The sequence below is a fragment of the Pseudomonas sp. NPDC088322 genome, from assembly GCF_044740745.1.
GTDB classification, from domain to species: Bacteria; Pseudomonadota; Gammaproteobacteria; order Pseudomonadales; family Pseudomonadaceae; genus Aquipseudomonas; species Aquipseudomonas shirazensis.
The window spans coordinates 525,739-552,707 of sequence record NZ_JBIURK010000002.1 but is presented as its reverse complement, the minus strand read 5'-3'; the positions used below and the strand labels follow the sequence as shown (position 1 = coordinate 552,707).

The following is a 26,969-nucleotide window of genomic DNA, read 5'->3' as shown; positions in this document are numbered from 1 at the left end:
TCAGTCGCGCAGCCAGGGGATATCGGCGGCCTGATAGCGATGGGCGCGGAAGATCGCGTTGTTTTCACCGGGCAGGTACGCACGCGAGGCGGCGTCCGGATACGCGGCAAAGTGCGGATTGATGTATTCCCACACCACTTCGCCGGCGCGGGTTACCTCGAACAGCCGGCCGAAGTTGGCTTCGGTGATCAAGGTATTGCCGTTATGCAGGCGTTGGGCGCCGCCCATGAATGGGGTGAAGAAGGCATAGCCTGGGCTGTCGGCGTATTGCCATTCAATGCGCTGGGTATGCGGGTCGACTTCGATGACCCGCGAATGCGGCATCGACACGTGTGGCCGCGAGATGCCGTTGTCGAAGATCAGGATGCGCCCGTCCTCGAGTTCACTTGGGCAGTGCTGCTGGGCTACCACATCGTGACCCAGGCGCCAGAGCACGCGGTCGCTGGCCTTGTCCACGGCAATCACCGCCGACACGCTGCGCAGGCTGAGAATGACCTTGCCGTCGCGGCCCGGAGTAACTGCGTTGGTCATCGGCCAGTGATAGCGCTCAAAGCAAGCGTGCAGCGGGTAGTCTTCCGGCACCAGGTGCTCCCAGCTGCGCCATTGCCAGACCAGCGTGCCGCTGCGGTCGACCTCCTTGACCACATCGCCGTAGATCACCCCGCCTGCGGCCTCGCTGCCGGGGATACCGCCCTGGATGCGCTGCGCAAACGCGGCCGGCAGTGGCTCGGCGGTGGTGTAGAGCAGGTTGCCGTTGGCCAGCCATTGGGCATCGTGGTGGTGCGCCAGGTCGGTGTACTCCCAGACCACCTCGCCGTCCGGCGTAACCTCGCTGAAGGCACCGCCATGCCAGACCGACCAGCCGCCGAACAGCTCAGCCGAGTCTGGGTGGTTGCCGTTGTAGCCCAGGTTGCCATTGGCCAGGATCACCGCATCGCGGCCGGGCCGCTGCGGCAGTTTCCAGTGGTGTACCTGCTCACCGCGCAGGTTGATCAGGTACACGTTGCCGTCGGCGGTCTGCGGCGCAAACAGGGTGTAGCCGCCAGCCGAACGTTCGGCGTCGATGCCGATCAGGCCGGTGGCATGGCGACGCAAGGTAGTGCGGTCGAGTGCGGGCATGGCTTTTCTCCAGATGAGCGCGGCCCTGCCGACGAGTGCGGCATGCTGCGCGGGGTTCAGGTCAGGGGCGGTGGGGCAACAGCGGGTTGTAGCGGTCGTCGAAGGCCTCGGCGACCTTGATCGGGCGGGGCAGCAAGCGCGCCTCGGTGAAGCGGTCAGCCAGACGTTGCTGCAGGTCGGTCACCCGTGGGTCCAGCGCCACGTAGTGCAGCTGCTGGCTGGCGAGCATCTCCTGCAGCAAGGGCAACGGCAGGCGGGTGACTGTGGCCAGTTGCGCGGCCCAGGCGTCGGGATGCGCGGTGGCCCAGTCCTGCGCGCGCGCCAGGCGCTGGATGAAGTCGCCAAGCAGCTCGGCCTTGACCGGGTCTTGCAGCGCCGCGAGGCTGGCGACGGTGAAGTTGAGGCCGGTTTCTGGCCATTGGCTGCCGTCGAGCAGCTTGCGCGCACCGCGCGAGGTGGCCTGGCCGACAAATGGATACCACACCGCCCAGGCATCCAGCTTGCCGCTGGCGAAGGCGTTTTGCGCATCGACCGGGCTGGCGTAGATCAGCTCGACGTCGCTGCTGCGCAACCCGGCCTGGGCAAGCGCTGCCAGCAGCAGATAGTGACCGCTGGTGCCCTTGGCCACGGCAATCCGTTTGCCCTTGAGCTCGGCTACCTGGCTAATCGATGAGTTGCCCTGAACCAGCAGGGCGTTGTTGTTCTGCGCGCCTTCGGCAGCGGCTACCACCCGCACATCGAAGCCGCCGGCCTGGGCGAAGACGGGCGGAGCATTGCCGACTACGCCGACATCGACTGCCGCAGCGTTCAGGGCTTCCAGCAATGCAGTGCCGGCCGCAAAAGGATGCCAGTCGAGGCGATAAGGCAGCCCTTGATCCTCACCCGCTGCCGCCAGCAGGGCCTGGGTCAAGCCGCTCTGGTCACCCACCTCCAGTTCGGCCACCGACGCTGCCTGAGCGGGCAGGGCGGCGAACAGCAGGCTGGTCAACAACAGCTGTGCCAAGGGGCGCGCAAGGTACTTGGCAGGCAACGATTTTGTCGGCATCGTCTGGGCTCTTGAATTGGAAAGTGCACTCAGTATGTCCACGCGGCCTCGTCCTCACCATGTCAAACACCCCTCGTTTTCTGCCATGACGGCGCCGCGAACGGTACTGGTGCTGGCCTTCCCCGGCGCACTGCTGCTCAACGCCGCCGGGCCGTTGGAGGTGTTCGCCGCTGCGCCACGGGTACTTGCTGGCGAGTTGGCAAGTAACCCGCCGTATCGGGTGGTGTTGGCCTCGCCCGCAGGGGGCGAGGTCGAGACGATCTCCGGTATTGGGGTCATGACCCGCTCTTTGCAGGAGGTCGAGGCCGAGGCAGTGCTGGACACGCTGATCGTGATTGGCGGGCCGGGGGTGGCCGCGCTGGAGCGTGACGCCGAGGTGATTGCGTGGTTGCAACGGCGTGCGCCGAGTGCGCGGCGCGTCTGCTCGATTGGCAGCGGCGCGTTTGCCTTGGCCGCTGCCGGCCTGCTCGACGGGCGGCGGGTGGTCACCCACTGGCAGTTTGCCGAGCGCCTGCAGCGCAGTTACCCGGCATTGACCGTCGAGCACGACGGGCTTTACCTGCACGACGGCGCGCTGTGGACCTGTGGTGGCGCCAGTGCCGGGATCGATCTAGGGCTGGCGTTGGTCGAGGAGGACCTCGGCCCCCATGCTGCGCTGGCCCTGGCCCGCTACTTCACGCTGTTTCTGCGCCGCTCGGCCGAGCAGGCCCAGCTCAGCGCACCGCTCAAGGCGCAGAGCGATGCCCTGCGTAGCGACCGTGATCAGCGCCTGGTGCGCCTGCATGGCTGGATTGCCGAGAACCTCGACAGTGATCTGCGCGTCGAGCGCCTGGCCGAGAAGTTCGGTATGAGCCCGCGCCATTTTGCCCGCGCCTACACCGCAGCCACCGGCGGCACCCCGGCACAGACGGTCGAGACCTTGCGCCTCGAGGCTGCCTGCCGTTTGCTCGAGACCAGCCAGGAGCCGATCAAGCGGATTGCCGAAACCAGCGGCTTCGGCAATGAAGAGCGCATGCGCCGTAGCTTCCAGCGCCAGCTCGGCGTGAGCCCGTTGGCCTATCGCTCACACTCGCGGCTCACCTCAGCGACGCAGGCCGCGCCAGCGGCAGGGCAGACCGGGTATCGCCATGACCCCCCGCTGGAGATTGCCATGGAGCACCTGGCGCAGTAGCCAGCGGCTATTTGCAGTTGCCTGCCTTGCGGTACCCGGCAGCCTGCGCCTGGGCTTCGGAGTCGAACGTCACCTGGTTCTTGCTGGCGACCTGGCTGTAGCTCGGGCAGCCGCTGGGCAGGTGGTAGACGTGGCTGTTGCGGTTACCGATGATTGTGCCGGTGTTGGCACTGGCCAGTGACGGTTGTGGAGCAGGGCGCGCTGCTTTGCTCGGAACACTGCTGACCACGCCATCGGCCACCGGCTTGTAGCCCGGCGTCCAGCTGCGGGCGCCGGTCACGAACGGGTTGGAATGGCCCATGACGGCGCTGATGCGCCGGTCGCGTTCCTTCTCCCAGGCCGTCACCGGGTGCTGTTTGTCCCAGGCCATCAGCAGCTGTTGCTGTTGCCGCGACATGTTCAGGTTGTAGCGATCGAACATGTAGAAGGTGGTGCGTGCCACCAGGCCTTTGACCTCGTCACGCGGCTCGGCGGCGCGCTGGTTGAAGTCGACGCGGGTCTGGCACTGGCCATATTGCGGGCCGACGCTTGCGGCCATGCCGTAATTGAAGTTGCTGCGGTCGCCATTCACTTCACCCACGGCCGGGTAGAGGTTGAACAGGTCGGCTTCCATCGCCTTGAACACCGGATCGTCGTTGGCGCAGTTTTCGCGGCCGCCGTTCTTCCAGCACTGGCGCTGGTGGCCGAAGGTCCAGGCCGGGACAATGTGCTCCCATTCGGTACGCTCGGCGCGGCTTTGTTGCTTGCGGGTCTGGTAGCCGCACGACGCCGGGTCGATGCGGCCGCCGGACTTGCCGACCCAGGTCCATTTGCAGCCACAGTACAGCTCGCCCATGGCGCTGCTGGCCTGGTCCAGATAGATCTTCTGTTTGGCGACGACTTTGGCTTCGGTGAAGGTGGCAGGTGGTGTGGCGAAGGCGGGGTAAATGACCGCGAGGCTCAGCCCGAGGACATACAGCAGTTTTTTCATGGTCAGGCTTATCAGTCAGGCTTATCAGATTGGGGCACGCATTATACGCACGAAACCTGTCTATCTTGCCTACATCAGGGCAGGCTTATGCCTACAGCCAAACACCCTTTGGCCATGCAGGGGTGCTGGCTTGCAGCCATGTTTATCCAAGGTTCTGGCCCGCCAGCATCCGCGCTGCCAGGTAGCCAAAGGTCATACCGGGGCCGAGGGTGATGCCGCCGCTGGGGTAATAGCCGCGCATGATGCTGTTCATGTCATTGCCCACCGCGAACAGCCCAGGGATCGGCGTTTGCTGTTGGTCGAGCACGCGGGCCTGGGCATCGGTGACCAGCCCGGTGAATGTGCCAAGGCTGCCCGGCACCAGCTTGACCGCGTAGAACGGGCCCTGCCGGACACTGCCCAATGACGGGTTGGGGCCGTGCAAGGGTTCACCCTGGGCTCGGTTGTAGGCTGATTCGCCACGTTGAAACAGCGGGTCGCGGCCCTGTTCTGCATGCTGGTTGAAGCGGGCCACGGTCGCTTGCAATTGCTCGCCATCGATCCCGCACTGGCCGGCCAGTGCCGCCAATGTGGGCGCTTTGTGCAGATAGCCTTGGCGCACGTAGGGGGTGGTCGGAAACGGCCATGGCTTTGACCAGCCGAGGCCATAGCGGCGCTGCGCGCGGTGGTCGCAGATCAGCCAGGCCACCGGACTTTCATTCGACGCGGTGGCGGCAAACAGCGCGCACATGAAATCGTGGTAGGAGTCGGCCTCATTGACGAAGCGTTGGCCATTTTGCTGCACCGCGATAAAGCCCGGCTTGGCCCGTTCCATAAGGTGGGCGAAGCCGCTGAAGCCGCCATCGGCACGCGGCACCCGCGACACCGGTGCCCAGGCAGCGCCATGGGCCATGTCGGCGCTCACCTGCGCACCGACGCCTTCACCCAGGCGCAGGCCATCACCGCTGTTGCCCTTGGGTGCAGCGCTCAAGTGCTCGCTGCCCTCGGCACAGTGAGCGAGCAACTGGGCGCTGCGGTGGCGATCGTGGGGGAAGCCGCCGCATGCCAGCACTACTCCGCGCCTGGCGTGTACCTTGACACGTCGCCCGCCGTGCTCAACCGTCGCTCCGAGCACGCGCTGGCCGTCGCTGAGCAATGCGCGGACAGGGGTTTCGGCAAGTAGCTGCACATCGCGTTGGAGGGCGCTTTTCAGCAGGCGTGCGACCAGCGCATTGCCGTTGACCAGGTGCATGCCGCGGCCATGCCAAAGCATGTCTCGGGCATGGCGCAATACGCGCATGCCGGCGTAGCGCAGTGAGCGCCAGCGGTGTCTGGCATTGAGCAGATGATTAAGGTCAGCGCCGCCGGCAATGCCCATGCCGGCCGGACTGATCAGGTCGAGTGGGCGCCGCAGCTTGTTGATCCACGGCCCCAGCTCGCGGCCGTCATAGGGCTCGGCGCAGACCGAGCGGCCGCCTTTGGCATGGCCCGCGCTGGCGTGAAAATCAGGCATCGTGCTGCCGCAGAAAAATTTCACTTCGGTGTGCTGCTGGAAGAAACCGACCATCTCCGAGCCGTGGCGCAAGTACGCCTCCAGGCGCGTATCGAGCTGATCACAATGCAATTCGTTGCACAGGTAGAGCCGCGCCTGCTCGATATCGGCGGCCCCGCCATCAGCGCCCGCCAACGGATTGCCAGGGACCCACAACCAGCCCCCGGACCAGGCGCTGGTGCCGCCGAAAACCGGCTCCTTCTCGACCACGATGACCTCCAGCCCGAGCTCGGCAGCGGTGACGGCTGCAGCCAGGCCCGCGGCGCCGGAGCCGACCACCAGCACATCGCATTGCAGGGTTTGACTGGCCGACAGGGCAGCAGTGTTCGACGGCAAAGCGCTCAAGGCAGCCTCCGTTGTAATGGCTTGAAGAAGCGGCTGCGCCCGAGCGGGCGCGAGCCTTAGGGACCTGCGCGGTTATTGCAGCGGCGAGAAATCGGTCGGGCGCAGCAGGCGCGACTCCAGCGTGACTACCGCATCGAGCGCTTTGTTCTGGCGGGCGAACTCCAGCCAGCGCGGGTCGGCCGCCATTGCTGCGCGGCGGGCGGTGCGCTCATCCAGGCTGGTGTAGGCCCACAGGTGTACCACCTGGTTGACCTCGCCAATTTCGGTGGTGAAAAAGCCGACCAGATGGCCCAGGTGCTCTTGCTGTACTTCCAGCGCAGCGCTTTTGTACAACGCCAGCCAGTCAGCCAGCTTGGTCGGTTTCAGGGTGTAGGTGCGTAGTTCATAGAACATGCTGCTCTCCAGAGGGCTGTGTTGAGTGGGTTGAGGTGGTTGCGGTGGCGCCATTCAGGCGCCCGGCGATGTCTTTGGCAGCCAGATAGGCAAAGGTCAGGGCAGGGCCGAGGGTGATGCCCGGCCCTGGATAGGTGCCGGCCATGATCGAGTTCATTTCGTTGCCGGCGGCATACAGCCCGGCGATCGGTTCGCCCTGTGCGTTGAGCACATTGGCCTGGCCGTTGGTGATCAGCCCGCGTGCCGAACCGAGGTCGCCGGTGTGCAGGCGAATGGCGTAGTAGGGCGGCTTGTTCAGCGGCCTCAGGCAGGAGTTGGGCGTGTGCAACGGGTCGCCCATATAGCGGTTGTAGGCATTGCTGCCCTTGCCGAACTGGCGGTCGACGCCTGCCGCTGCGTCGTTGTTGAAGCGCTGTACGGTCTGCGCCAATTTGCTGGGGTCGATCGCCAGCCGCGCGGCCAACTCGGCCAGGCTATCGGCCCGCAGCAAGTAGCCGGCTGCGATCAATGCGCTGTTGTCGACCGGCCGCGGTCGCGCCAGGCCCAGGCCGTAGGTGTTCAGCGCCTCGCCGTCACAGACCAGCCAGCAGGGCGCGTTGGCTCCGCCGTTGGCAAACATCGCCTCGACAAAACTGTGATAGGAGTTGGCTTCGTTGACGAAGCGCTGGCCGTCCTGATTGACCGCAATCACCCCCGGCTTGGCGCGGTCGGTGACCAGGTGGGGAAAGCGCTCCTCGCTGCCGTCGGCCTTGCGCAGGCGCGAGACCGGCGCCCAGAAGAAGTTGGCTGCCAGTTGCTCGCCCAGCGCTGCCAGCACCGATGCCGCCAGGCGCTGGCCATCGCCGACATTGGCTGGCGGCGACATGCTCAAGTGCGGCGCAGCACTGGCCGGGCGCCACTGCCCGGCGTGTTCGCCAGCAGCAAAGCCGCCCATGGCCAGCAGCACCCCGCCCCGGGCGCGCACGGCGTGTTCCTCGCCGCGCCAGTGGATGCGCACGCCGCTGACCACACCGTCCTCGACGATCAACGCCTGCGCCGAAGCCTCGAGCCAGAGCTCGACACCATTGGCAAATGCCGTGGTGGCCAGCCGCGCGATCAACGCATTACCGACCGTCAGGCGGGTGCCGCGCGGGTGACTGAGACGATCCAGGCCATAACGCGCAAGCAGTTTCAGGCAATGGCCGAGCGAACGCAGCGAGCGCTTGCAGCTGAGAAAATGCTGGATGTCGACCCGATTGACCATCATCCCGCCAAACAGCAGCATGCCGTCCGGTGGTTGTTTCAGGTGCCTGAACTGCGCGCCCAGGCGGCGCCCGTCGTACTCGTCGATCTCCAGCGCGCGCCCGCTCTGGGTCGCGCCGGGCAGGTCCGGATAATAATCCGGCGACAACGGCCGCAGGCTGTATTTGAGTTCACTGTTCTGTTGCAGAAAACGCAGCGCCTCACGGCCATGTTCGATAAAGACGTCGACCAGTTCGGGCTGATAGTTGGCGCCGATGACCTGCTGCAGATACAGGCGCATTTGCTCGGCCGGCAACTGCAGCCCGGCGGCGCGCGCCTGGTCGGTGTCATGCAGCCAGACCGCACCGCCGGAAATCGCCGAGGTACCGCCAAAACGGTCGGTTTTTTCCACCAGCAGCACGTTCAAGCCAAGGCTGCTGGCACTTACCGCAGCGGCGAAACCGGCAGCGCCGCTGCCGAGCACGATCAGGTCATAATTTTTGTTGTTCATGTCTGTCACCTGATTGACCCTGCGGGTCAGATATCCAGCGGAGTCACGCCCATGAAATGGCCGAGATTGCCCAACTGCGCCAGCGCCATCTCCGGGCCGGTCTGGATGGCGCAGCCCATGCCCCGGGCAAACGACAGGAACGGCGTGAGCGCCGGCGCCGTGACTACGTCGGCAACCAGGGTGCTGTCGCGCAGGGTCTGCATCAGCGCGACCGGCAGTGGCATCGGCCCGTCGCCAGTAGCGCCCATGCCCACCGGCGAGGCGTTGACCACCAGATCGAATTCGGCCAGCGAGGCGGGGCTGGCGCTGATGGCGATATGCGGGAAGGAGGTGCGCAGCAGCTCAGCCAGCGCTTCGACACGCCGGCCGTCGAGGTCGCTGATGGCCAACCGGATCAGTCCGGCCTGGCACAGCGAATAGGCGATGGCGCTGCCAACGCCACCAGTGCCGATCACCAGTGCGTTTTTATCGCGCGGATCGAAGCCCTGCTTGCGCGCGGCATTGAGAAAGCCCTCGCCATCGACGATGTCGCCGAGTAAACGGCCATCGGCTTCACGGCGAATCACATTGACCGTGCCCAGCGCCTGGGAGCGTTCGCTGAGGCCGTCCAGGCGGCTGGCCAGCTGCTGCTTGTAGGGCACGGTGACCACGCATCCGCGCAGGTTGTGCCAGCCGCGCAGCATCGTCACAAAGCCATCAAGGGCCGTGTGCTGCAGGCCGATGGCGAGCATGGCGGTGTCCTGACCTTGCTCGGCGAACCAGCGATTGAAGTTTTCCGGTGACTTCACCTGGGCAATAGGTGAGCCGACGATGGCGACCAGTTGGGTCGATCCCTTGATCATATGCAGCACTCGCTGGTTGGCTTTGTTGTGAGCCGATAGTGCGAGCTGCGGTTTGCAGCAACAATCAAGGTGAACGCCAGATCGGTTGATAATCGCGCTGTCGATGCGATAATCGCACTCATCCCTTTAATGAGCGCAGGCGCCATGAAGCAGCCCACTATCCATTCGCGCGATCTGATCGTCGGGCTGCAAAAAGGCCTGGCACTGATGCAGTTGTTTTCCCAGGACCACCCGCGCCTGAGCGTGCCCGAGGCGGCGCGGCTCGCCGACATGACCCATAGCGCCGCCCGGCGCTTCCTGCTGACCCTGGTGCATGACGACTATGCGCAAACCGATGGCCGCTATTACTGGCTGACTGCCAAAGCCCTGCGCATCGGCCAGGCCTACGTCGATTCGGCGGTTTTGCCGCGCATGCTGCGGCCGATCGTCGAGCAGGTCGCGCGAACCACTCAGGAGCATGTTTCGGTCGGGGTGCGTGATGGCGACGACATCGTGCATATCGTACGCAGCCGCTACAGCCACATCGCGTCGCTGTCGATCCGTCCAGGCTCGCGGGTGCCGATGTACTGCACCGGCAGCGGTCGGCTATGGCTGGCGAGCCTCGATGAAGAAGCGCTGGCGGGCTATTTTGCGCGTAACCCGCTGCGGGCGATTACCCCGTATACCTTGATCGACGAGACAGAGGTGCGCGCCCAGATCAACCTGGCACGCGAGCGCGGGTATGTGTTGCTGGATCAGGAATACGAGGTGGGGATGCGCGTGCTGAGCGTGCCGCTGATCGATCGGGAAGGGCGGTTGCAGGCGGTCCTGACCATCACCACCCATGCCTCGCGAATGACCACCGAGCAGATGCGCGAACGCTATTTGTCGGCGTTGTACGAGGGCCAGGCGTTGTTGCGGCCGATCATGACCTTGTAGCTGAGGGTAGTTCGCCGCCAGCGCCTGAGCGATAGCGGCGAACGTTTGGCTCAGTCAGCCTGTTCCTGGCGCAGTCGCGCCAGCAGCGCCTCTGCCGTCGCTTCCGACGATGCCGGGTTCTGGCCGGTGATCAGGTTGCCGTCCTCGACCACGTAACTGGCCCAGTCGGCGGCTTTGGAGTAGTTGCCGCCTTTGCCCTTGAGCATGTCTTCGACCAGAAACGGCACCACCTTGGTCAGGCCGACGGCTTCTTCCTCGGAGTTGGTGAAGCCGGTTACGCGCTTGCCCTGGACGACCGGGCTGCCATCAGCTGCGTTGACGTTTTTCAGCACGCCTGGGGCATGACACACGGCGGCTACCGGTTTGTTCGAGGCGTAGAAGGCCTCGATCAGGGTTTTCGAGTCGACGTCTTCGGCCAGGTCCCACAGTGGGCCGTGGCCGCCTGGGTAGAACACTGCATCGAAGTCGTACGGGTCGATCTCGCCCAGCGGCAGGGTGTCGGCGAGTAGCGCTTGCGCTTTGCTGTCAGCGGCGAAGCGGCGGGTGGCTTCGGTTTGTGCGTCGGGTTCATCGCTTTTCGGGTCCAGTGGCGGCTGGCCGCCTTTGGGCGAGGCGAGGGTGACCTCGGCCTGGGCGTCGATGAAGGTGTAATAAGGGGCGGCGAACTCTTCCAGCCAGAAGCCGGTTTTCTTGCCGGTGTCGCCGAGTTGGCCGTGGGATGTCAGGACCATCAGAATCTTCATGTGAGGCTGTCCTCCAGAGCTGGATGTGTAGGTGCGTTTATTTCAGAGGCTTGGCTGGCGCAGACGTTCAACGATTCCGGCCATGAGCCCAGAAACAGCTGGGAGGCGCTGCGAGCCAACCTCAAGCATCCACCCCACCGGCAATCGCAGACAAAGCCCTGAACGCATCACTGCCCAACGGCCGACTCAAGTAATACCCTTGACCTTCATCACACGCCACCGCCTGCAGCAGTTTCAGGTGATCCGTAGTTTCCACGCCTTCAGCGGTAACCGTGAGAGACAACGCCCGGCCCAAGCCAACGATGGCCTGAATGATCGCCTGATCACTTTCGTTGTTGCTGCTCTGGTCCAACCGACTAAGAAAGCTTCGGTCGATCTTCAAGCCATCGAACGGAAACGCGCGCAGGTAGCTCAACGACGAATAACCCGTTCCAAAATCATCAAGGGCGATGCGCACGCCCAAGCGTTTAAGCGTGCGCATGATCTCTAGCGCACCCGCAGCATCGTCGAGCATGACCCCTTCGGTGATTTCCAGCTCAAGCCGAGCAGGGGCGATGTTGCTGGCGCTCAGCACATGCTGGATCCGCTCGATCAGGTTGCCGCGTTTGAATTCGGATGGCGACAGGTTGACCGATACAAACAGCTGCGCGGGCCAGTTGGCGGCATTGCGGCAGGCCTGTTCGAGCACCCAGTTGCTCAATGCCAGAATCAACCCGGACTCTTCGGCAATCGGCACGAACACATCCGGTGCGATCTGTCCGCGCAGCGGATGCTGCCAGCGCACCAGAGCTTCGGCGCCGACCATCTGGCCGTCGGCGATGCGGTAGCGGGGCTGGAAGTGCAGCTCCAGCTCGCCGTTCTTGATCGCCTGGCGCAGGTCGCTTTCCAGGCGTCTGCGCTCGATGATCCGCGCGTTCATGTCGCCGGCATAGAAGCGCCAGGTGTTGCGCCCGCCGCTCTTGGCTTCATACAGGGCGATGTCGGCATAGCGCAGCAGTGCGGTCGCCTCGCAGGCATCGTGCGGGGCCATGGCAATGCCGATGCTAGCACTGATGAACACCTCCTGGTCTTCGATCGCGATCGGCATTTCGATGGAGGCGATCAGCCGCCGGCACAGGGTTTCGACCTCTTCCTGAGAACTGACATCGGTCACGATCAGGACGAATTCGTCGCCGCCCACCCGCGCTACCAGGTCGGCATGCCGTACGCAATCGGCCAGGCGGCTGGACACTTCATTGAGTACCCGATCACCGGCGGCATGGCCGAGCAGGTCGTTCACCGGTTTGAAGCGGTCCAGGTCCAGGCAGAGCATTACCAGCGGCTGCTCGACAGTGGGCTGGGCCTTCAGTTTGCCGTCGAGGAAGGCCTGCAGGCGGGTGCGGTTGGGTAGGCCAGTCAGGGCATCGTGCTGAGACAGGAACTCGATGCGCCGGCGCGCTTCGACTTCTTCGGTGACATCGGTAGCGGTGCCGCGCACGCCGCCGTCGGGCAAGGTGCGTGCTGACAGGCGGGTGATCCGTGCTTGCCCGCGGGCATCCAGGTAGCGGCATTGCACACTGATCTCGGGGCGGCGGTTGGGAATGCTCAGCCACTGCGATAGCAGACCCATTTCGGTGGTCAGCAGATCGTCGATGTGGGCGCCTAGCCAAGTGTCGCTGGACAGTCCAGTCACGCACTGAAAGCGCTCCGACAGGTAAGTGAAGCGCAGGGCCGCGTCGACCTCCCAGATCCAGTCGGAGCTGGCTTCGGCAACATCGCGAAAGCGCGCTTCGCTGGTGGCCAAGGCAGCCTGGCTGTGTTGCAACGAGGCAAAGCTGGCGTCCAGCGCCTGGGCGGCTGCGGTGGTGCGGCGCAGGATCACCCAGGTCATCAGCGCCACCAGCAAAGCGGCCAGGCCGATCAGCGGCAGGCCACCGGCCAGCAGGCGCCAACCCGGCTGAGCTGGGGTCCATTGCAGGGTGCCGCCGTCATCGGCCAGCGTTACTACGCTATCAACGGAATGCTGGCCATGGCTTGCTACACGCAGCTGAGCTACACCGAAGTCGGTACCCAGGGCAGCCAGTTTTTTCGGGTCCAACACATCGACAAAGATCAGCACCGAGTGTGCTCGGTTGTCTGGCGTGACGGTGGGATCGGTGCCTGGGGTGATGGCCGCTGCGGCAATCACTGCAGGCGCACCGCCAATATTGATATAGCGGGTAACGGAGGTTTGCGCCTCGGCACCGGCCCGGGCCGCGTCGGCGATGCCGGCAATGGGCTGACGCAGCCAGTCGCTGGCTTCTTCACTGCGCTGTTTGCCATCGATTACCGAATACACCGTGCGGTTCTGGTCATCGACCACGAACAGCCCCTGAAAGCCGAAGTCGTCGTACAGCGTCGGGCCGATATTCTGATTGATGTAGGCCCAGTCGGTGTCGACCTCGGCGTGCAAATGGCGGTAGGCATCGCCCCAGAAGGCATAATCCTGAACCGTTACGGCCAAGGATTTTTCCAGCGACTGCACCGCCTTGCGCACGTAGAAGGCATTTTTTTCCTGCTCAGTGCGGTCGAGATCCTGCGCCAGATAGACCAGCGAAATGGCGGCGAGCAAAAACACGCCAGCGAGCAGCGCAACAAATTTGAAAAGTGGCGCACTGGCCAACCGTACGCTGGAAGGGCTGACAGCATTGGAAGAGCTGTTGGACATGGATTGCGCTGCTCGAAAGGGCTCATGGAGGTTATCGGCTGCGTGAACTCGAGGATGAGGAGTGGCGGGCAGTTCCCGATGAACTGTCTATCGGTTGGCGCCGTTCATGACTTACCAACTGATCGGCTTGCCATCCCAGGCCCAGAAACTACCGCTCTGCTCGGGCCCATGCTGGCGTGCCAGCTCGAGGATGCACTTGGCGGCAAACGCAGTGGTGAATAGCTGCTCGGCGGGTACATTGGCCTGAAACGGCCGGGACAGCTGTGTGTCAGTGGTGCCAGGGTGCACCAGCAATATGGTGGATGCCGGGTTGACTCGGCGCAGTTCGATGCTGGCGGTGCGCAGCAATTGATTAAGGGCGGCTTTGCTGGCGCGGTAGCTGTACCAGCCGCCAAGCTGGTTGTCGTCGATCGAACCGACCCGTGCCGACAGCGCAACGAAGGTTGTCGGTTGCCTGCGCAGCAGTGGCAGCAAGTGCTTGAGCAGCAGCACTGGAGCAAAGGCATTGGTCGCGAAAGTGGCTTGCAGGCCGCTGAGGTCGAGTTGCGCCAGGCTCTTTTCGGCGCGGGCGCCGTCCTGCTGAAGAATACCCAGAGTGCTGATCACCAGGTGCAAGTGTTGGCAGCTCGCGCCAACTTCGCGCGCCAACTGCGCCAGCACTTGCTCATCGCGGGCATCGCAGTCAAACCGCAGCAGGCGTTGGCCATGGTCCTGGGCCAATGCTTCCAGCTCAGCGCTGGTACTGGCGTGCCGCGCTACTGCGTATACCCGCTCGACGTCAGGGTGGGCGAGCAGGCTTTGACACAGAGCCAGGCCAATGCCTTGGCTGGCGCCGCAGATCAGTGCATTGGCAGGGGCAGCGAGCGCGGGAATCAGTTTCATCGACTACCTCGGAAACGCAAAAAACGGCCGTCCGAGGACGACCGTTCTGGGTTACGATCGCGACACTATCAGTGTTTGTCCACTGTGTTCTTCACATCGCCTACCACTTGCTGAGCTTCACCTTTCTTCTCCTGAACCTTGCCTTTGACTTCCAGTTCAGTGTTGTCGGTGGCCTTGCCAACGGCTTGTTTTACTTTACCAACAGCTTCGTTGGCCATGCCTTTGATTTTGTCAGAAGTACCGCTCATGGACGTTCTCCTAGCTCAATAGTATGTGTGTGTCGTCGACATCTTTAATGACCGCTTGCCACTTTCAACAGTTGCACCTCCTGGCGAAAATAAATTCGGTTTCATCTTCTTCGCTTTCATTGCCATCAACTAATCAGTGCAGCGTTGCGATCTGGCGGTTACGGCTGGTCAGCGCAAAGCGACCGATAGCAAAGCTCAGTGCGCCGCTGATAAGCAGGGTGATCAAGGTGCCCCAGGCTGCTTTGGACAGGTTCTTGGCGGCTACGTCAGCTGCTTCGCGGGCTTGCTGCTCAGCCTGTTGCTTGAGGGCTTCGACTTTCTCTGCAGCCTGCTGGTAAGCACGGGCGTAGTTGTCGACGACCTGCTGGGCTTCTTCGCGGCTCTTGCCGGTCCGAGCAGCCACGATGTTGACCAGTGCATCCTTGTCAGCGGCGCTCAGCGCTGGGTCGCCAGCCTGCTTGATGCGGTCGAACCACTGCTGCAGTTGCTCCATGGCTTGAGTCGGGTCATTGGCGACGGTGGTCGCAGCCTGTTCGGTCTCGGCGCTCACCTGGGCAGCGCTTTGGTCAACATTATTCGGCGCCAGGCCTGCTTTGCCGGACTGTTGCAGGGTTTTGTCCAGCTCAGCCTTGAGGCTGTCCCAGTCCAGGCTGATACCGTTCTTGTCGAGCTGCTGCTTGATGCTCTGGCCAACCCCCGGCGCTGCTGCGGCTACGCCATCAGCGGCCAGCGACAAGCCTTTGCCCGCGATATTGCCGGCGGTGCCGACCACACCGGTGGCCAGCGAGGCCAGCAGCCAGGTGGTGAGCAGGGTGGTGATGGTCCAGCTCAACAGGCCATGCAGGCCACCGCGAGTGGGGGCAGTGCGGCCTGCCACCCACGCACCAGCAGCTACTGCAAGCAGGGTGCTGGCGAACAACCAGATACCGGCACCGGTGCCGAATCCGCGCAGCGGGTTGCCGGCTTCGAGCGGATCAACCGCGCCAGCACCGATCGCGGTACCGAGCACGCTCAACAGCAGATAAGTCACCAGGGCAATTGCACCACCGGCGAACACCGAGCTCCACGATACCCGCAATGGCTGGGCAGGCACTGCGGTAGTGGTTGCGTACGCGTCAGTCATGTCAGTCATCTATGCATCCTCAGCAAGGCAGATTCCAGTTCAGTCACCCGTGGGTGGACCGTGATTTGAGTTTGCCCAGGCGTCCAGGGCCTGTAATGACGCATCTGCACCCCCCGATCTGGTGCATTCGCACTAATCTGCACGGGCAGGCGATGCACTAAGCTGGGCGGGCACCTTTTGCCACGGCGTGCTTCTAACCCGGGTGCGCCTTGACCCACTGGAGATCGACCCATGAGCGACGCTGTGCTTGCCCGAGAAACCAACCGCCGCCAGTTGCAGCAGATCATCTCCGGGTTGTCCGATGGGGTGATCCTGGTCGAGGTCGATCAGACCATCCTCTGGGCCAACGAAGCTGCCCTGCAGATGCACGGTGTCAGCGAGATCAGCGAGCTGGGCGCCAACGCAGAGGAGTACCGCGAGCGGTTTGCCTTGCGCTATCGCAACAACCACCCGCTGGAGCCCGAGCAATACCCGATCAGCCGGGTCGCGGCCGGTGACGTGTTCAGTGATGTGCTGGTCGAGGTGCTGCGGATAGGCGATGAAGAAGAGCGCATGCGCGTGCAGCGCATCCGCAGTATGGTCCTGGAAGACAGCAAGGGCGCCCCGGAGTCCCTGGTGCTGATCATCGCCGATGCCACCCAGTGGGCGAGTGCCGAGCAACGCTTCGAGAAGACCTTCAACGCCAACCCGGCACCGGCGGTGATCTGCCGCTTGAGCGACCTGCGTTTCATCAAGGTCAACCAGGGCTTTCTGGAGATGACCGGGCACACCCGGGAGAACGTCATCGGCCGCTCGGTGTACGAGGTCGACGTGCTGGAAAACGCCGAGCGCAAGGACCTTGCCATCGAACGCTTGACCAGCGGCGGTACTATCCCGCAGATGCAGGCCGAATTGCGCCTGCCTGAAGGCGGCAGCAAGCTGGTGATCGTTGCCGGCCAGCCACTGGACATGCATGAAGAAGACTGCATGCTGTTTTCCTTTACCGACCTTGAGCCACGGCGCAAGGCCGAAACCGCGTTGCGCCAGAGTGAAGAGCGCTTCGCCAAGGCGTTTCGGCTGAACCCGGTGCCGACCCTGGTGTGCAGTGCTGACCGCCAGCAGGTGGTGGACGCCAACGAGGCGTTCCTGGCGACCCTGGGCTACACCGCGCAGGAGCTGATCGGCCGTACCGTTGATGAGCTGGATGTGGTCGAAGGCCGCGAGGTGAGCACTCAGCTGTTCGACCTGCTGGAAAAGTCCGGACGCATCGAGGGCCTGGACTTGAAGTTGCGCAAGAAGGGCGGCGAGATCATCGACTGCGTGCTCGCCGCCGACACCGTCAGCCTGCAGGACTCGCCGTGCTACCTGCTGGTGGTGATGGACATCACCGAGCGCAAACGCTCCGAGCTTGAGCTGGTGGAAGCCATTGAGGCGGTGATGCACGATGCGTCCTGGTTCAGCCAGACCCTGATCGAAAAACTGGCCAACGCCAAGAACCTCAACACCCGCCAGTTCCCGCCGGCGTCAGTGACCGACCTGACCGCGCGCGAGCGCGAAGTGCTGGGCCTGATCTGCGAAGGCCTGGCTGACAAGGAAATCGCCGCGCGGCTCAAGCTGGCGCCCAACACCGTGCGTAACCACGTGGCGACGGTGTACTCCAAGCTCGATGTGCACAGCCGCAGCGAGGCCATTGTCTGGGCTCGCGACCGGCGCCTGTTCGTGCGCCAGGGTTGAACGTTGGCCGGCGCGCGGGTCTCTAGCGGTACGCATTGATCACTGGAGAGGTACTGACGATGAACCCAGCAACGGAAGGTTTGGAAGAACAGGGGCCCAGCGGCGTGCCGTTCATCAACGACCCGCAAAAGCCTGCCAACCATGGCCACACCGAGGTGGTTGAGGAAGAGGAAGATATCGATCCGGTCGAGCCAGAAGAGGCCGACTGATGGCCGCGCCAACCACACCTGACGGTCGTTATTTCGTGATCGATGGGGTGCTCTGGCGCTGCTCCAATCCCAGCCTGGCCGAGCCAGAGCGGCAACGCTTGGTGAATGAGCTGATGACTGCTCGACGGGCTGTGAAAGCGGCCAAGGGCCGTGTGGATGCAGAGGCGTTGCGCGAGGCTAGAGCAGGCGTGCAGGCGGCCAAGGTAGCCCTGGGCGAACGCGGCCCGGTGTGGTGGGACGATGGCAGTGCCGACTTCAATCGGCACAAGGTCCGGAATACGCCCTATGCGCAGTGGTATGAGCGTTTGCAGACCTGAGCAAGCGGCTATCGCGGGCCAGGACGGCCCGCGACAATTGCGCTATGGCACCTCAGTGATGCTGGAGCGCGGCGCGTACTTCACGGACCTGTGCCGCAGTCACCTTCGAGGCCTGGTTCGACCAGCCATGGCGCAGGAAGCTCGCCAGCGCGGCCACTTCAGCATCGTCCATGCGCTCGGCAAAGCCGGGCATCGGCAGCACCGAAGGGGCACGTTCGGTGGATGGCGTCATGGCACCCGCGAGGATTACCTGGATCAGCGCCGACGGGTTCTCGGCATTGACCACCGAAGCACCGTCAAGCCGCGGGAATACCTGCTCGGCGCCCTGGCCGGTGACAAAGTGACACGCGCCACAGTTGTCCAGGTACAGCCGCTGACCCAGATCCAGGTCCTTGGCCGCCGTCAGTTTGGCGATGGTGGCCTGGCTGCGCTGCGGGGCGTGCTGATACTCACCTTTACCGGTGGCCTCCAGCGATTTGAGGTAGGCGGCCATCGCCAGCAGGTCTTCGTTGCTCATGTGCGAGGTACTGTTGGCGACCACATCCTTCATCTCGCCCGCCACAGCGGCGATGCTGTTGCGCCCGGTGCCCAGGTAGTCAACGATCTGCTGCTGGCTCCAGTGCGGCATGCCGCGCAGCGCCGGTACCGCCCAGCCATTGAGCTCAGTGCCGCTGAGATAGCTGCCAGTGCGCTCGTCCAGCCCTTGCTCCTGCATGGTCAGCGCCCGTGGCGTGTGGCATGAGCCACAGTGGCCAAGGCCTTGAACCAGGTAGGCGCCGCGCTGTAGTTGGGCATTGTCGATGCTCACGGCGTCGGCCGCAGCCGCTTCGGGCGTAGGCGAGAACAGCGCGCGCCAGTACGCCAGCGGCCAACGGATCGACAGCGGCCAGGCAATGCCATTGGTTTTGTTGGCCTGTTCCACCGGCGCCACACCCTTCATGAAGTAGGCATACAGCGCCTGCAGGTCGGCATCGCTGACCTTGGCATAGGACGGGTAGGGCATCGCCGGATACAGCGCGCTGCCGTCATGGCCGATACCGCGGCGCATGGCCCGTTCGAACTCACCGTAGCTCCAGGCGCCGATACCGGTCTTGTGGTCGGGGGTGATGTTGGTGGAGTAGATGGTGCCGATTGGCGAGGCAATGCCCAGGCCCCCGGCGAACGCCTTGCCGCCATCGTGGCTGGTGTGGCAGGCCACGCAGTCGCCGACCCGGGCCAGGTAGGCGCCCTTGTCGATCAACTGTTCGGTGATCGGCTGTGGCATCTGCGCGCTGGCGTCGCCGGAGCGGTTCAGCCACAGGCTCACGGCCCAGGCCAGCAATGCCAGCAGGGCCGCGAGCAGGAGCAGACGGATCAGGGTCGATTTCATCGAAGCGCTCCTCATGCCTGCACCAGCGGGCCAGGGTTTTTCAGGTACTGGTCCTTGATCGCCTGGGCGGCGAACAGGGTCAGCGCGCCGATCAGCGCGGTCGGGTTGGCCTGGAAGTTCTGCGGGAAGGCGTTGCCGCCGGGGACGAATACGTTGTGCACGTCCCAGCTCTGCAGATAGCGGTTGAGCGCGCTGGTCTCGGGCGAGTCGCCCATGATCGCGCCGCCGACGTTGTGGGTGGAGACGTACTTGGTGATGTCCCAGTGCGAATCCATGTCCAGGTAGCTTTCGCTGACGCTGTCGGGGTTGAGCTCCTTGGTGATGTCGCCAACGATGCCACGCAGGTGCTGCTGCAGTTTCAGCTCGTTGGGCTTCCAGTCGAAGGTGATCCGCAACAGCGGCTGGCCCCACGGGTCCTTGTAGGTCGGGTCGAGGTCCAAGTAGTGCTCGCGATAGGACATGCAGCCGGTAGAGATGCTGACCTTCATCGAATGGCCGTACCAGTCCTGCATGCCCTCTTTCCAGCCCTGGCCCCACTCAGGGGTGCCGGCGGGCAGGGCGGTGCCGATCGGCGTCCCGGTGGCCTGCGAGCTGTGGATCTTGGCGCCGCCGATCACGCCCAGTGCCGGGCCGTCGAAGTTGCCTGGCGAGATGTCGTTGAACATCTGCCCGGTGGCGCCGGCGGTGGCGAACGGGTTGAAGGTCTTGTCCTTGAAGAACAGGGTGCTGCCGCCAACGCTGAGGAAGGCATAGTTGCGGCCGATGGTGCCCTTGCCGGTCAGCGGGCTGTACGGCTGGCCGATGCCCGACAGCAGCATCAGGCGCACGTTGACGAACTGGAAGCCCGCCAGTACGACGATCTTGGCCGGCTGGAACACTTCGTTGCCCTGGCCATCGGCATAGGTCACGCCCTTGGCAGTCTTGCCGTCGGCGTGCAGCTCAACCCGCAGGACGTTGGCGTTGGTGCGGTAATCGAAGTTGTCCATGCGCTTGAGAGAGTCCATCACCGCGGTTTGCGGCGAGGCCTTGGAGTAGTTCAGGCACGGGTACTTGCTGCAATAACCGCAGTAGTTGCACGGCGCGATCTGGTTGCCGTAGGGGTTTTTCCAGGCGCGCGAAACGTTGGCCGAAGGGTTGGGGAACGGGTGATAACCCAGCTTGCGCGCGGCTTCGGCGAACATCGTGTTGTTCAGCGTGTCTTCCAGCGCCGGCAGCGGGAAGGGGCTCGAACGTGGCCCTTCGAACGGGTCGCCGCCTTCGACGATGCGCCCCTGCAGGTTGCCGGTATTGCCCGACAGGCCGCAGATCTTGTCGAATTTATCCAGGTACGGCTCGATTTCTTCCCAGGTGAACGGGTAGTCCTGGATCTGCATACCTTCACCCAGCACGCCGGGTTTGTAGGCCTGGTCGGCGTAGGTCTTGAGCTTGATGTCGGTCGGCGTTGGCCGAATCAGCACGCCGGTCCAGTGCAGGCCCGAGCCGCCGACGCCGGTGCCAGGCACGAATGCGCCCCACTGGCGAGTCGGCAGAGCGGTGCTCTGCATGTTGTGGCGCACGGTGAGGGCGCCGTCCTTGGGCGTGACCATGATCTTGTTGCGCACGCCGTAAGCGTACTGGTCGGCGGGCTTGGGGTAGGTGAAGTCGGCATTGCTGCGGTCTTCGCCACGTTCCAGGGCGCGCACCTTGAGGCCGGCCTGGGCGAGCTCGATGCTCATCAGCGAGCCGGCCCAACCGAGGCCGACCACGACTACATCGACTTCGTCATTGGTAATGTTTGGCATAGGTAACCTTGAATGCTCTGTCGCTTGGCGAAGGGTTCAACCGCGCTGGCCGGTCAGGCTGACCGGGCCGAGCGGGTAGGGGACGTTGTGCTGGGCTACCCATTCCAGGTAGCTGGCACGCGCGCCGGGGAAGCCGATCGCAATCCACGCCTTCATGCCTTTGTTGCCGCCGTAGATCGGGTCGGCAAGCCAGCCCTGGCGGGTGATGTTGAGCAGTTCGCTGAACAGCAGCTTGGCCTTGAGCACAGGCTCGCCGTGGGCGGCAAAGTCGACCTGGCCGTTCTGCATCTGCTTGAGCACCTGCTCGCGATCGCTCAGGGACAGCAGGGCGAAGTGCTGGCCGTATTTGGCCTGGCACCAGCCTTCGAGCGCGGCGATGCCCTGGCGGTAGATCTGCTGCGGAGTGAATGGCAGCTGGTAGCCGAGGGTGGCCGGCGCGTTGACGTCGAACGGGCCCTCAAGGTACACCTCGCTACCCAGGTCACCGGCCAGTTGCTGGTCGATGAAGATCGGCACGTTGGTCTCCAGCGCACCTGGGCCACGGCCATCAGCAGGGATCAAGCGGTCGCAGGCAGCCAGGATGAAGGTCCATTCGGCTGCAGTGAAAAAGATCGGCGTGTAGCTGTCCAGGCTCGGCGCGGCGAGCTCGGCGGCGGCAGCGGCGCTCAGGCCGTTGAGGGCGATGCCCATGGCGGGCAAGGCGATCAGCGAGGACAGCAGAAACTTTCTTCGCGATGTTTGCGTGGCAATCAGCATGCGGGTTCACCTATGACTATTCACGAGGAACCCGAGATGTATCCGGTAATCCGTTACCTGTAGGAGCCGCGATAGTCTCAGATGAGATAGCGCTATCTTTCAGTGTGCCTGGTCAGGCGCTACAGCAAAAACGGCTCTACGAAGTGTGGGGAGACTGAATTGGGCGCTGCTCTTGTATGAAGCCTGGCAGTCGCGTGGCTTGAATGAACGACCCTCTCGAGGGCGTCATTAGGCCTGATTTGGACATCACGGGTAGCGAGAAGCATAGCAAGCTACCGAGTCTGTTACAAAACATTTCTGGATGGATGTCAATGTCGCTAGCGTCGCAGGCCTTCAATGCACCAGCTGAGTGATGCATGCCGGTCGCGAGAGCTGTCTGGCTGCTTTATTCAGGGCTGGATACAGCGGCCTCAGCTGCTTCGGCAGCGGCTTTCAGACGGTCTGCCTTGCAGATGTACTTGGGTTTTTTCGGGGCGAGTTTGGCGTTGGCTTTTTGCGCCTTGGCCTTGAACAGCTGTTGCAGTTTTTTCTGGCGGTTCATGTGCTTTCTACCTGCGAATGGACGCCGGCATGATATCGCGATTTCAGCTCGCGCGTGTGCGCCGGCTGGCCGGCGCACAGAGCGACTGAAGCGTAAACCTCAGGGAATCAAACGTGCCTCTCGCAATTGATCAAACACCTCGAAAAACGCCCGATCACTTGCTTGATAGGCACTGAAGCCCAGCAACCGACTCTTGGTCATGTCGGTCACGACTTCGATCGGCCGGCCGAGGTCGGCATCGGTGTGCCAGGGCGAGACCAGGCGGCTGATGTCGGCTTCCTTGAGGCCATGCTCGGCGACGATCTGGCTCCACAGCGCCTGGTCATCGGCCATCTGCGCCTCCAGCGGCGCCGGCGACTCGGGAAAGGGCGCGGGTGTGAGGCCGAAGTAATTGGCGATCCGGCCCCACATCCACTGCCAGCGGAACACATCGCCATTGGTGATGTTGAACGCCTGATTGGCGGCTTCAGGGGTAGTTGCCGCCCATAGTTGCTGCTGCGCGAGCTGGCGGGCGTCAGTCATGTCGGTCAGGCTCTGCCACTGCACGCGCGAGCCGGGGAACACGAACGGGCGGCCGCTTTGCTTGCAGATGCTGGCGTATACGGCGAGGGTGGTTGCCATGTTCATCGCATTGCCGACGGCCACGCCGGTGACGGTGTGTGGGCGGTGGACGCTCCAGGTGAAACCATCGCGCTCGGCAGCGGCAAACAGTTCGTCTTCCTGGGCGTAGTAGAAGTTCTCGACATCCAGCCGGCCTTGTTCCTCACGAAACGGCGTCTGCGGCAGGCTGCCCTTGCCATAGGCCTCGAAGGGGCCAAGGTAGTGTTTCAAGCCGGTGACCAGAGCGACGTGTTTGACGCTGCCTGCCGGGCGCAGCGCTGCGAGCACATTGCGCACCATGGCGCCATTGACGCGGATGTTTTCCGCTTCGCTGGCCTGGCGCGACCAGGTGGTGATGAATACGTGGGTAGGCTTGAGGTCGGCCAGCGCCGCCTGCAGCGAGGCAGGGTCTTGCAGGTCTGCGGCCACCGGGATGATCCCCGGCGCCGCCGTTGGCGTACGCGAGAGCGCTGCCACCTGCCAGTGATTGTCGAGCAAAAGCTGGGTGATGGCGCTGCCGACGATGCCGCTGGCGCCGACTACCAATGCTGTCTGGGTCATGATGTTCTCCTCAAGTAATGGTTTTCTGAGCAGGCCAGCACGCCAGAGGTTCAAGCCGATCTGTGTTCGATTCAGCCGCTGGCCCGAGCGGCGCGCAGGGTCAGCAGCGCTGACAGGACCAGCAGTGCGGCGCTGGCAAAGAATGTCAGCCGATAGCCACTGCTGTCGAAGAGTACCCCGCCTGCGGTCGAGCCGAGTGCGATGGACAACTGGATTACCGCCACCATCAGCCCGCCGCCGGCTTCTGCATCATTGGGCAGCGACTCGGCCAGCCAAACCCACCAGCCCACCGGTGCAGCGGTGGCAAACAGGCCCCACAGGGCGAGCAGGGCGAACACGGCGGGTACCGAAGTGCCGAACATGACCAGGCCTACGCCGATGACGGCCATCAACAACGGGATGACGATCAATGGCCGGTACAGGTTGCGCTTGAGGAAGGCGCCGATCAGCACTGTGCCGATAAAGCCCGAGACGCCCAGGCCAAGCAGGATCATCGACAAGGTGGTCACATTTACCCGGCTGACGCTTTCCAGAAAGGGCCGCACGTAGGTGAACAGCATGAACTGGCCCATGAAGAACACGCCGACAGCGAGCATGCCCAGTATCACGATAGGCCTTTTCAATAGCGCCAGGACGCTGCCCGACGGGCCAGCTCGCTCATGCGTCGGCATCGACGGCAGGCTCAACCATTGCCAGACCAGCGCGAGCAATGCCACCGGCACCAGGCAATAGAATGCGCCGCGCCAGCCGATGACACCACCAAGATAGCTGCCTAATGGCGCGGCAATGACAGTGGCCAGCGCATTGCCGCTATTGAAGATGACCAGCGCCCTGGGCACGCTGGCCTTGGGCACCAGGCGCATGGCAACCGCCGCAGACATCGACCAGAAGCCGCCGATGACCACGCCGATCAGGGCACGGCCGAGCATGTAGACGCTGTAATTGCTGGCCGAGCCGACAATCAGCCCAGATACGCACATCAGTGCGGTCAATAACAGCAGCAGGGCCTTGCGGTCGAGCGAGCCGGCCAGCCTGGCGATGGTCAGGCTGGTCAGCACGGCGAATGCGCCGGAGATGGCAATGCCGTAGCCGGCCAGCCCTTCGCTGACGCTCAGGTCGCGAGCGATTGGCGTAAGCAGGCTTACCGGCATGAACTCGGAGGCAATCAGCGCGAACACGCACAGGGTCATGGCAAAGATGCCGCTCCAGTAAGCGGGCGCACTGCCCTGGCCGTCGTTGCGGTGCATACCCGGCGAGGCCTCGATGGTTGGGCTGGACATAATGGATTCCGTTTTTGAAGGACAATGCAGCTGACGTGTCGTGGTTTAAATCTTGACTGATAGAGCGTCTGCTGATTAGTAGAGGGAATCTGAATGTGGTTGTGAGAAAATCTCAGCAATGAAGCACGCCAAGATCAACGACCTGCAAGCGTTCATCGCTGTCGCCCAGGAACAGAGTTTTACCAAGGCAGCGGCCCAGCTGGGCGTCACGCCGTCGGCGTTGAGCCATGCGATGCGTGCGTTGGAGCAGCGCCTGGGCGTACGGTTGCTGGCCAGGACTACCCGCAATGTCGCGCCCACCGAGGCCGGGCAGCGCTTGCTGCAGTCGCTGGCGCCGCTGTTCGAGCAGATTGCCGAGCAGGTAGAGGCGCTCGGCGAGCTGCGCGACAAGCCTGCCGGGACCCTGCGCATCACCTGCACCGATGACGCCATCGATCTGTACATCCGGCCCAAGCTGAAGGCCTTTCTGCAGACCTACCCGGATATCACCCTGGAGCTGATGGTGGACTACGGCTTCACCAACGTGGTCGAGCAGCGTTTCGACGCCGGGATCAGAATGGGCGAGTCGATCAGCAAGGACATGATCGCCGTGCGCATCAGCCCGGACTGGCGCCTTGCGGTGGTTGCTTCACCCGAATATTTCGCCGCTCACGGCATACCGCAGACGCCACACCAGCTGACTGAGCACCGCTGCCTGAATATCCGCCACCGCCCTGCTGGATCGATCTATGCTTGGGAATTCGAGAAGGATGGCCAGGCCTTTACCGTGAAGGGCGAGGGCCAGTTGGTGGTCAACAGCATCATGCACGTGCTCAACAGCGCGGTTGACGGTATCGGCCTTGGCTACGTGCCGTACGCCCTGGCGGCGCCACTGATCGCTGAGGGGCGCTTGCAGGAAGTGCTGGCGGACTGGTGCCCGTACTTTCAGGGCTTTCACCTTTATTACCCGAATCGGCGCCAGCCCTCGCCAGCATTTACCGCCTTTGTCGAGGCGATGCGCTATCGCCCGTAGCTCAGGTAAGCGCCGGTTCGACTGGTTCGATCGCCCGGCCCAGCTGCATTGCCTGCGCCTGCAAGATACGCATCAACTGCAGCGTGGCCTGGGCTGGTGGCTCGAAGCGCGAGTAGACAAAGCTGATATCGAAGCTGATCTCATCACTTAGCGGCACAGTTTTGAGGCCGCTGTCCTGGGCCACGAACTCGTCGATGATGGTCATACCCATGCCTTGCTTGACCAGTGCCACGGCCTCCACTGCATTGGTGAACGACAACAGCGAATCAAGCTGCACGCCGCAGCGGCTGAAGGCCTCGCCGAGCAATTGACCGAATGCCATGTCCGGGCGGAACAGCAGCAGGGGATAGCCCTGCAGTTGTTGCAATGACAGGGATGGGTGATGCGCCAACGGGTGGTCGAACGGCATCAGCGCAACCATGCGCCCGCGCATGTAGGGCACCGAGTGCAGGTGGTCGTGCGGCAGCGGCAGGGCGGCGATGGCCAGGTCGACCTTTTTCGACAGGATCTGATTGGCCATCTCGACCATGAGCGTGGTCTGCCATTCGATATTCAGCGCCGGCACCTCGCGCTTGAGCTGGGCCAGCGCTGCCGGGATGACCACGGTCGACAGCGAGGCACTGCAGCACAGGCGCAAGGTGCGCTGGGCACCGCTGGCCAGTGCCAGCGCACAGTCGTTGACTACCAACGCAGCTTGGTACACCCGCTCGACTTCACGATAGAGGACCTGCGCCTCGCCGGTCGGTACCAGGCGATTGTTGATCCGTTCGAACAAGCGGTAACCCAGGCGCCCTTCGATGTAGCCCATGAGCTTGCTCACCGCTGGTTGCGAGACATAGAGCAGCTTGGCCGCGGCGCTGATCGAGCCGGTCAGCATCACCGCGCGGAATACTTCCATGTGCCGCAGCTTGAACAGCATGTGATCTGCGCTCGGTCGGTCTGAGGGCATAATCATTACCTTTGGTTATGGTCTTGCTCATCCAGGTATGAGCGCTGGTGGCGGCTGCGCAGTATCGTTAGCTCCTGCCTGGCGCCATGTCGGTGGCGACAATACCAAGATTTGCCGGCCCGCGCTGCGGCGT

Annotated in this window: 25 protein-coding genes; 6 read left to right on the top strand and 19 right to left on the bottom strand. The window is 63.4% G+C overall.

Features of this window, described 5'->3' with window-relative positions; genetic code table 11:
- Both ACIOAU_RS06785 and ACIOAU_RS06780 read right to left on the bottom strand, forming a co-directional pair.
- A complete protein-coding gene (locus ACIOAU_RS06785) occupies positions 1-1,119 on the bottom strand; it encodes an aryl-sulfate sulfotransferase (protein WP_401180850.1) in 1,119 nt (372 codons plus the stop codon).
- A gap of 61 nt (positions 1,120-1,180) precedes the next feature.
- Positions 1,181-2,164 (bottom strand): aliphatic sulfonate ABC transporter substrate-binding protein, encoded by a 984-nt coding sequence (locus ACIOAU_RS06780; RefSeq protein ID WP_101318651.1) that lies wholly within the window; start codon positions 2,162-2,164, stop codon positions 1,181-1,183.
- 85 nt (positions 2,165-2,249) lie between these two features.
- Here ACIOAU_RS06780 and ACIOAU_RS06775 point away from each other — a divergent pair, with 85 nt between their 5' ends.
- Complete coding sequence (locus ACIOAU_RS06775; RefSeq protein WP_401180847.1) at positions 2,250-3,335, top strand: GlxA family transcriptional regulator; 1,086 nt, start codon at positions 2,250-2,252, stop codon at positions 3,333-3,335.
- 7 nt (positions 3,336-3,342) lie between these two features.
- On the opposite strand, the gene ACIOAU_RS06770 is transcribed toward ACIOAU_RS06775, so the two are convergent.
- From ACIOAU_RS06770 to ACIOAU_RS06750, 5 genes are all read right to left on the bottom strand, one after another.
- A complete protein-coding gene (locus ACIOAU_RS06770) occupies positions 3,343-4,305 on the bottom strand; it encodes an endonuclease (RefSeq protein WP_150573855.1) in 963 nt (320 codons plus the stop codon).
- A gap of 142 nt (positions 4,306-4,447) precedes the next feature.
- The gene (locus ACIOAU_RS06765) at positions 4,448-6,181 is read right to left on the bottom strand and encodes an FAD-dependent oxidoreductase (RefSeq protein WP_401180843.1); all 1,734 of its coding nucleotides are present in this window, start codon (positions 6,179-6,181) and stop codon (positions 4,448-4,450) included.
- Between the two features lie 72 nt (positions 6,182-6,253).
- Entirely contained in the window at positions 6,254-6,574 is a 321-nt protein-coding gene (locus ACIOAU_RS06760; protein ID WP_101318657.1) for an NIPSNAP family protein, read from the bottom strand.
- Positions 6,564-8,306, bottom strand: coding sequence for an FAD-dependent oxidoreductase (locus tag ACIOAU_RS06755; protein WP_401180839.1), 1,743 nt, complete (start codon positions 8,304-8,306; stop codon positions 6,564-6,566). Before ACIOAU_RS06755 ends, ACIOAU_RS06760 begins: the two co-directional genes overlap by 11 nt.
- 26 nt (positions 8,307-8,332) lie before the next feature.
- Entirely contained in the window at positions 8,333-9,148 is an 816-nt protein-coding gene (locus ACIOAU_RS06750; RefSeq protein WP_401180836.1) for a shikimate dehydrogenase family protein, read from the bottom strand.
- Positions 9,149-9,292: 144 nt separating this feature from the next.
- Here ACIOAU_RS06750 and ACIOAU_RS06745 point away from each other — a divergent pair, with 144 nt between their 5' ends.
- Positions 9,293-10,066, top strand: a complete 774-nt coding sequence (locus ACIOAU_RS06745; RefSeq protein ID WP_101318663.1) for an IclR family transcriptional regulator C-terminal domain-containing protein — start codon at positions 9,293-9,295, stop codon at positions 10,064-10,066.
- Between the two features lie 50 nt (positions 10,067-10,116).
- Here the strand turns inward: ACIOAU_RS06745 and ACIOAU_RS06740 are convergent, their stop codons facing one another.
- The 5 genes from ACIOAU_RS06740 to ACIOAU_RS06720 all read right to left on the bottom strand — a co-directional run bounded on the left by ACIOAU_RS06740 (position 10,117) and on the right by ACIOAU_RS06720 (position 15,748).
- On the bottom strand, positions 10,117-10,809 hold the full coding sequence (locus ACIOAU_RS06740; RefSeq protein ID WP_401180833.1) for a type 1 glutamine amidotransferase domain-containing protein: 693 nt from the start codon (positions 10,807-10,809) through the stop codon (positions 10,117-10,119).
- A 121-nt stretch (positions 10,810-10,930) separates the two neighbouring features.
- Positions 10,931-13,495, bottom strand: coding sequence for an EAL domain-containing protein (locus ACIOAU_RS06735; protein WP_401180830.1), 2,565 nt, complete (start codon positions 13,493-13,495; stop codon positions 10,931-10,933).
- Positions 13,496-13,606: 111 nt separating this feature from the next.
- Positions 13,607-14,377: an SDR family NAD(P)-dependent oxidoreductase gene (locus ACIOAU_RS06730; protein WP_401180827.1), complete on the bottom strand. Its 771-nt coding sequence runs from the start codon at positions 14,375-14,377 to the stop codon at positions 13,607-13,609.
- Between the two features lie 68 nt (positions 14,378-14,445).
- The gene (locus ACIOAU_RS06725; protein ID WP_101318671.1) at positions 14,446-14,625 is read right to left on the bottom strand and encodes a CsbD family protein; all 180 of its coding nucleotides are present in this window, start codon (positions 14,623-14,625) and stop codon (positions 14,446-14,448) included.
- A 133-nt stretch (positions 14,626-14,758) separates the two neighbouring features.
- A complete protein-coding gene (locus ACIOAU_RS06720) occupies positions 14,759-15,748 on the bottom strand; it encodes a hypothetical protein (RefSeq protein WP_401181115.1) in 990 nt (329 codons plus the stop codon).
- A gap of 231 nt (positions 15,749-15,979) precedes the next feature.
- Between ACIOAU_RS06720 and ACIOAU_RS06715 the strand changes: the two genes are divergently transcribed.
- The 3 genes from ACIOAU_RS06715 to ACIOAU_RS06705 are packed head-to-tail and all read left to right on the top strand — an operon-like array spanning position 15,980 to position 17,987.
- Positions 15,980-17,461 carry a helix-turn-helix transcriptional regulator gene (locus ACIOAU_RS06715; RefSeq protein WP_101318674.1) on the top strand — a complete coding sequence of 494 codons (1,482 nt, stop codon included), beginning with the start codon at positions 15,980-15,982 and terminating at the stop codon, positions 17,459-17,461.
- Positions 17,462-17,520: 59 nt separating this feature from the next.
- Positions 17,521-17,670, top strand: coding sequence for a hypothetical protein (locus ACIOAU_RS06710; RefSeq protein WP_181089522.1), 150 nt, complete (start codon positions 17,521-17,523; stop codon positions 17,668-17,670).
- Positions 17,670-17,987, top strand: coding sequence for a hypothetical protein (locus ACIOAU_RS06705; RefSeq protein WP_401180822.1), 318 nt, complete (start codon positions 17,670-17,672; stop codon positions 17,985-17,987). Before ACIOAU_RS06710 ends, ACIOAU_RS06705 begins: the two co-directional genes overlap by 1 nt.
- 52 nt (positions 17,988-18,039) lie before the next feature.
- On the opposite strand, the gene ACIOAU_RS06700 is transcribed toward ACIOAU_RS06705, so the two are convergent.
- The 6 genes from ACIOAU_RS06700 to ACIOAU_RS06675 all read right to left on the bottom strand — a co-directional run bounded on the left by ACIOAU_RS06700 (position 18,040) and on the right by ACIOAU_RS06675 (position 24,842).
- Positions 18,040-19,356, bottom strand: a complete 1,317-nt coding sequence (locus ACIOAU_RS06700; RefSeq protein ID WP_401180819.1) for a c-type cytochrome — start codon at positions 19,354-19,356, stop codon at positions 18,040-18,042.
- An 11-nt stretch (positions 19,357-19,367) separates the two neighbouring features.
- Entirely contained in the window at positions 19,368-21,137 is a 1,770-nt protein-coding gene (locus tag ACIOAU_RS06695; protein ID WP_150569511.1) for a GMC family oxidoreductase, read from the bottom strand.
- Positions 21,138-21,173: 36 nt separating this feature from the next.
- Entirely contained in the window at positions 21,174-21,893 is a 720-nt protein-coding gene (locus ACIOAU_RS06690) for a gluconate 2-dehydrogenase subunit 3 family protein (RefSeq protein WP_101318682.1), read from the bottom strand.
- Positions 21,894-22,278: 385 nt separating this feature from the next.
- Positions 22,279-22,434, bottom strand: a complete 156-nt coding sequence (locus ACIOAU_RS06685) for a DUF2986 domain-containing protein (protein ID WP_101318684.1) — start codon at positions 22,432-22,434, stop codon at positions 22,279-22,281.
- A gap of 99 nt (positions 22,435-22,533) precedes the next feature.
- Positions 22,534-23,595: an SDR family oxidoreductase gene (locus ACIOAU_RS06680; RefSeq protein WP_181089525.1), complete on the bottom strand. Its 1,062-nt coding sequence runs from the start codon at positions 23,593-23,595 to the stop codon at positions 22,534-22,536.
- A 71-nt stretch (positions 23,596-23,666) separates the two neighbouring features.
- Positions 23,667-24,842 (bottom strand): MFS transporter, encoded by a 1,176-nt coding sequence (locus tag ACIOAU_RS06675; RefSeq protein ID WP_401181113.1) that lies wholly within the window; start codon positions 24,840-24,842, stop codon positions 23,667-23,669.
- A 151-nt stretch (positions 24,843-24,993) separates the two neighbouring features.
- Here ACIOAU_RS06675 and ACIOAU_RS06670 point away from each other — a divergent pair, with 151 nt between their 5' ends.
- On the top strand, positions 24,994-25,887 hold the full coding sequence (locus ACIOAU_RS06670; protein WP_150572925.1) for a LysR family transcriptional regulator: 894 nt from the start codon (positions 24,994-24,996) through the stop codon (positions 25,885-25,887).
- A 1-nt stretch (position 25,888) separates the two neighbouring features.
- Here the strand turns inward: ACIOAU_RS06670 and ACIOAU_RS06665 are convergent, their stop codons facing one another.
- Positions 25,889-26,842, bottom strand: a complete 954-nt coding sequence (locus ACIOAU_RS06665) for a LysR family transcriptional regulator (protein WP_150569507.1) — start codon at positions 26,840-26,842, stop codon at positions 25,889-25,891.
- Positions 26,843-26,969 lie beyond the last annotated feature (127 nt).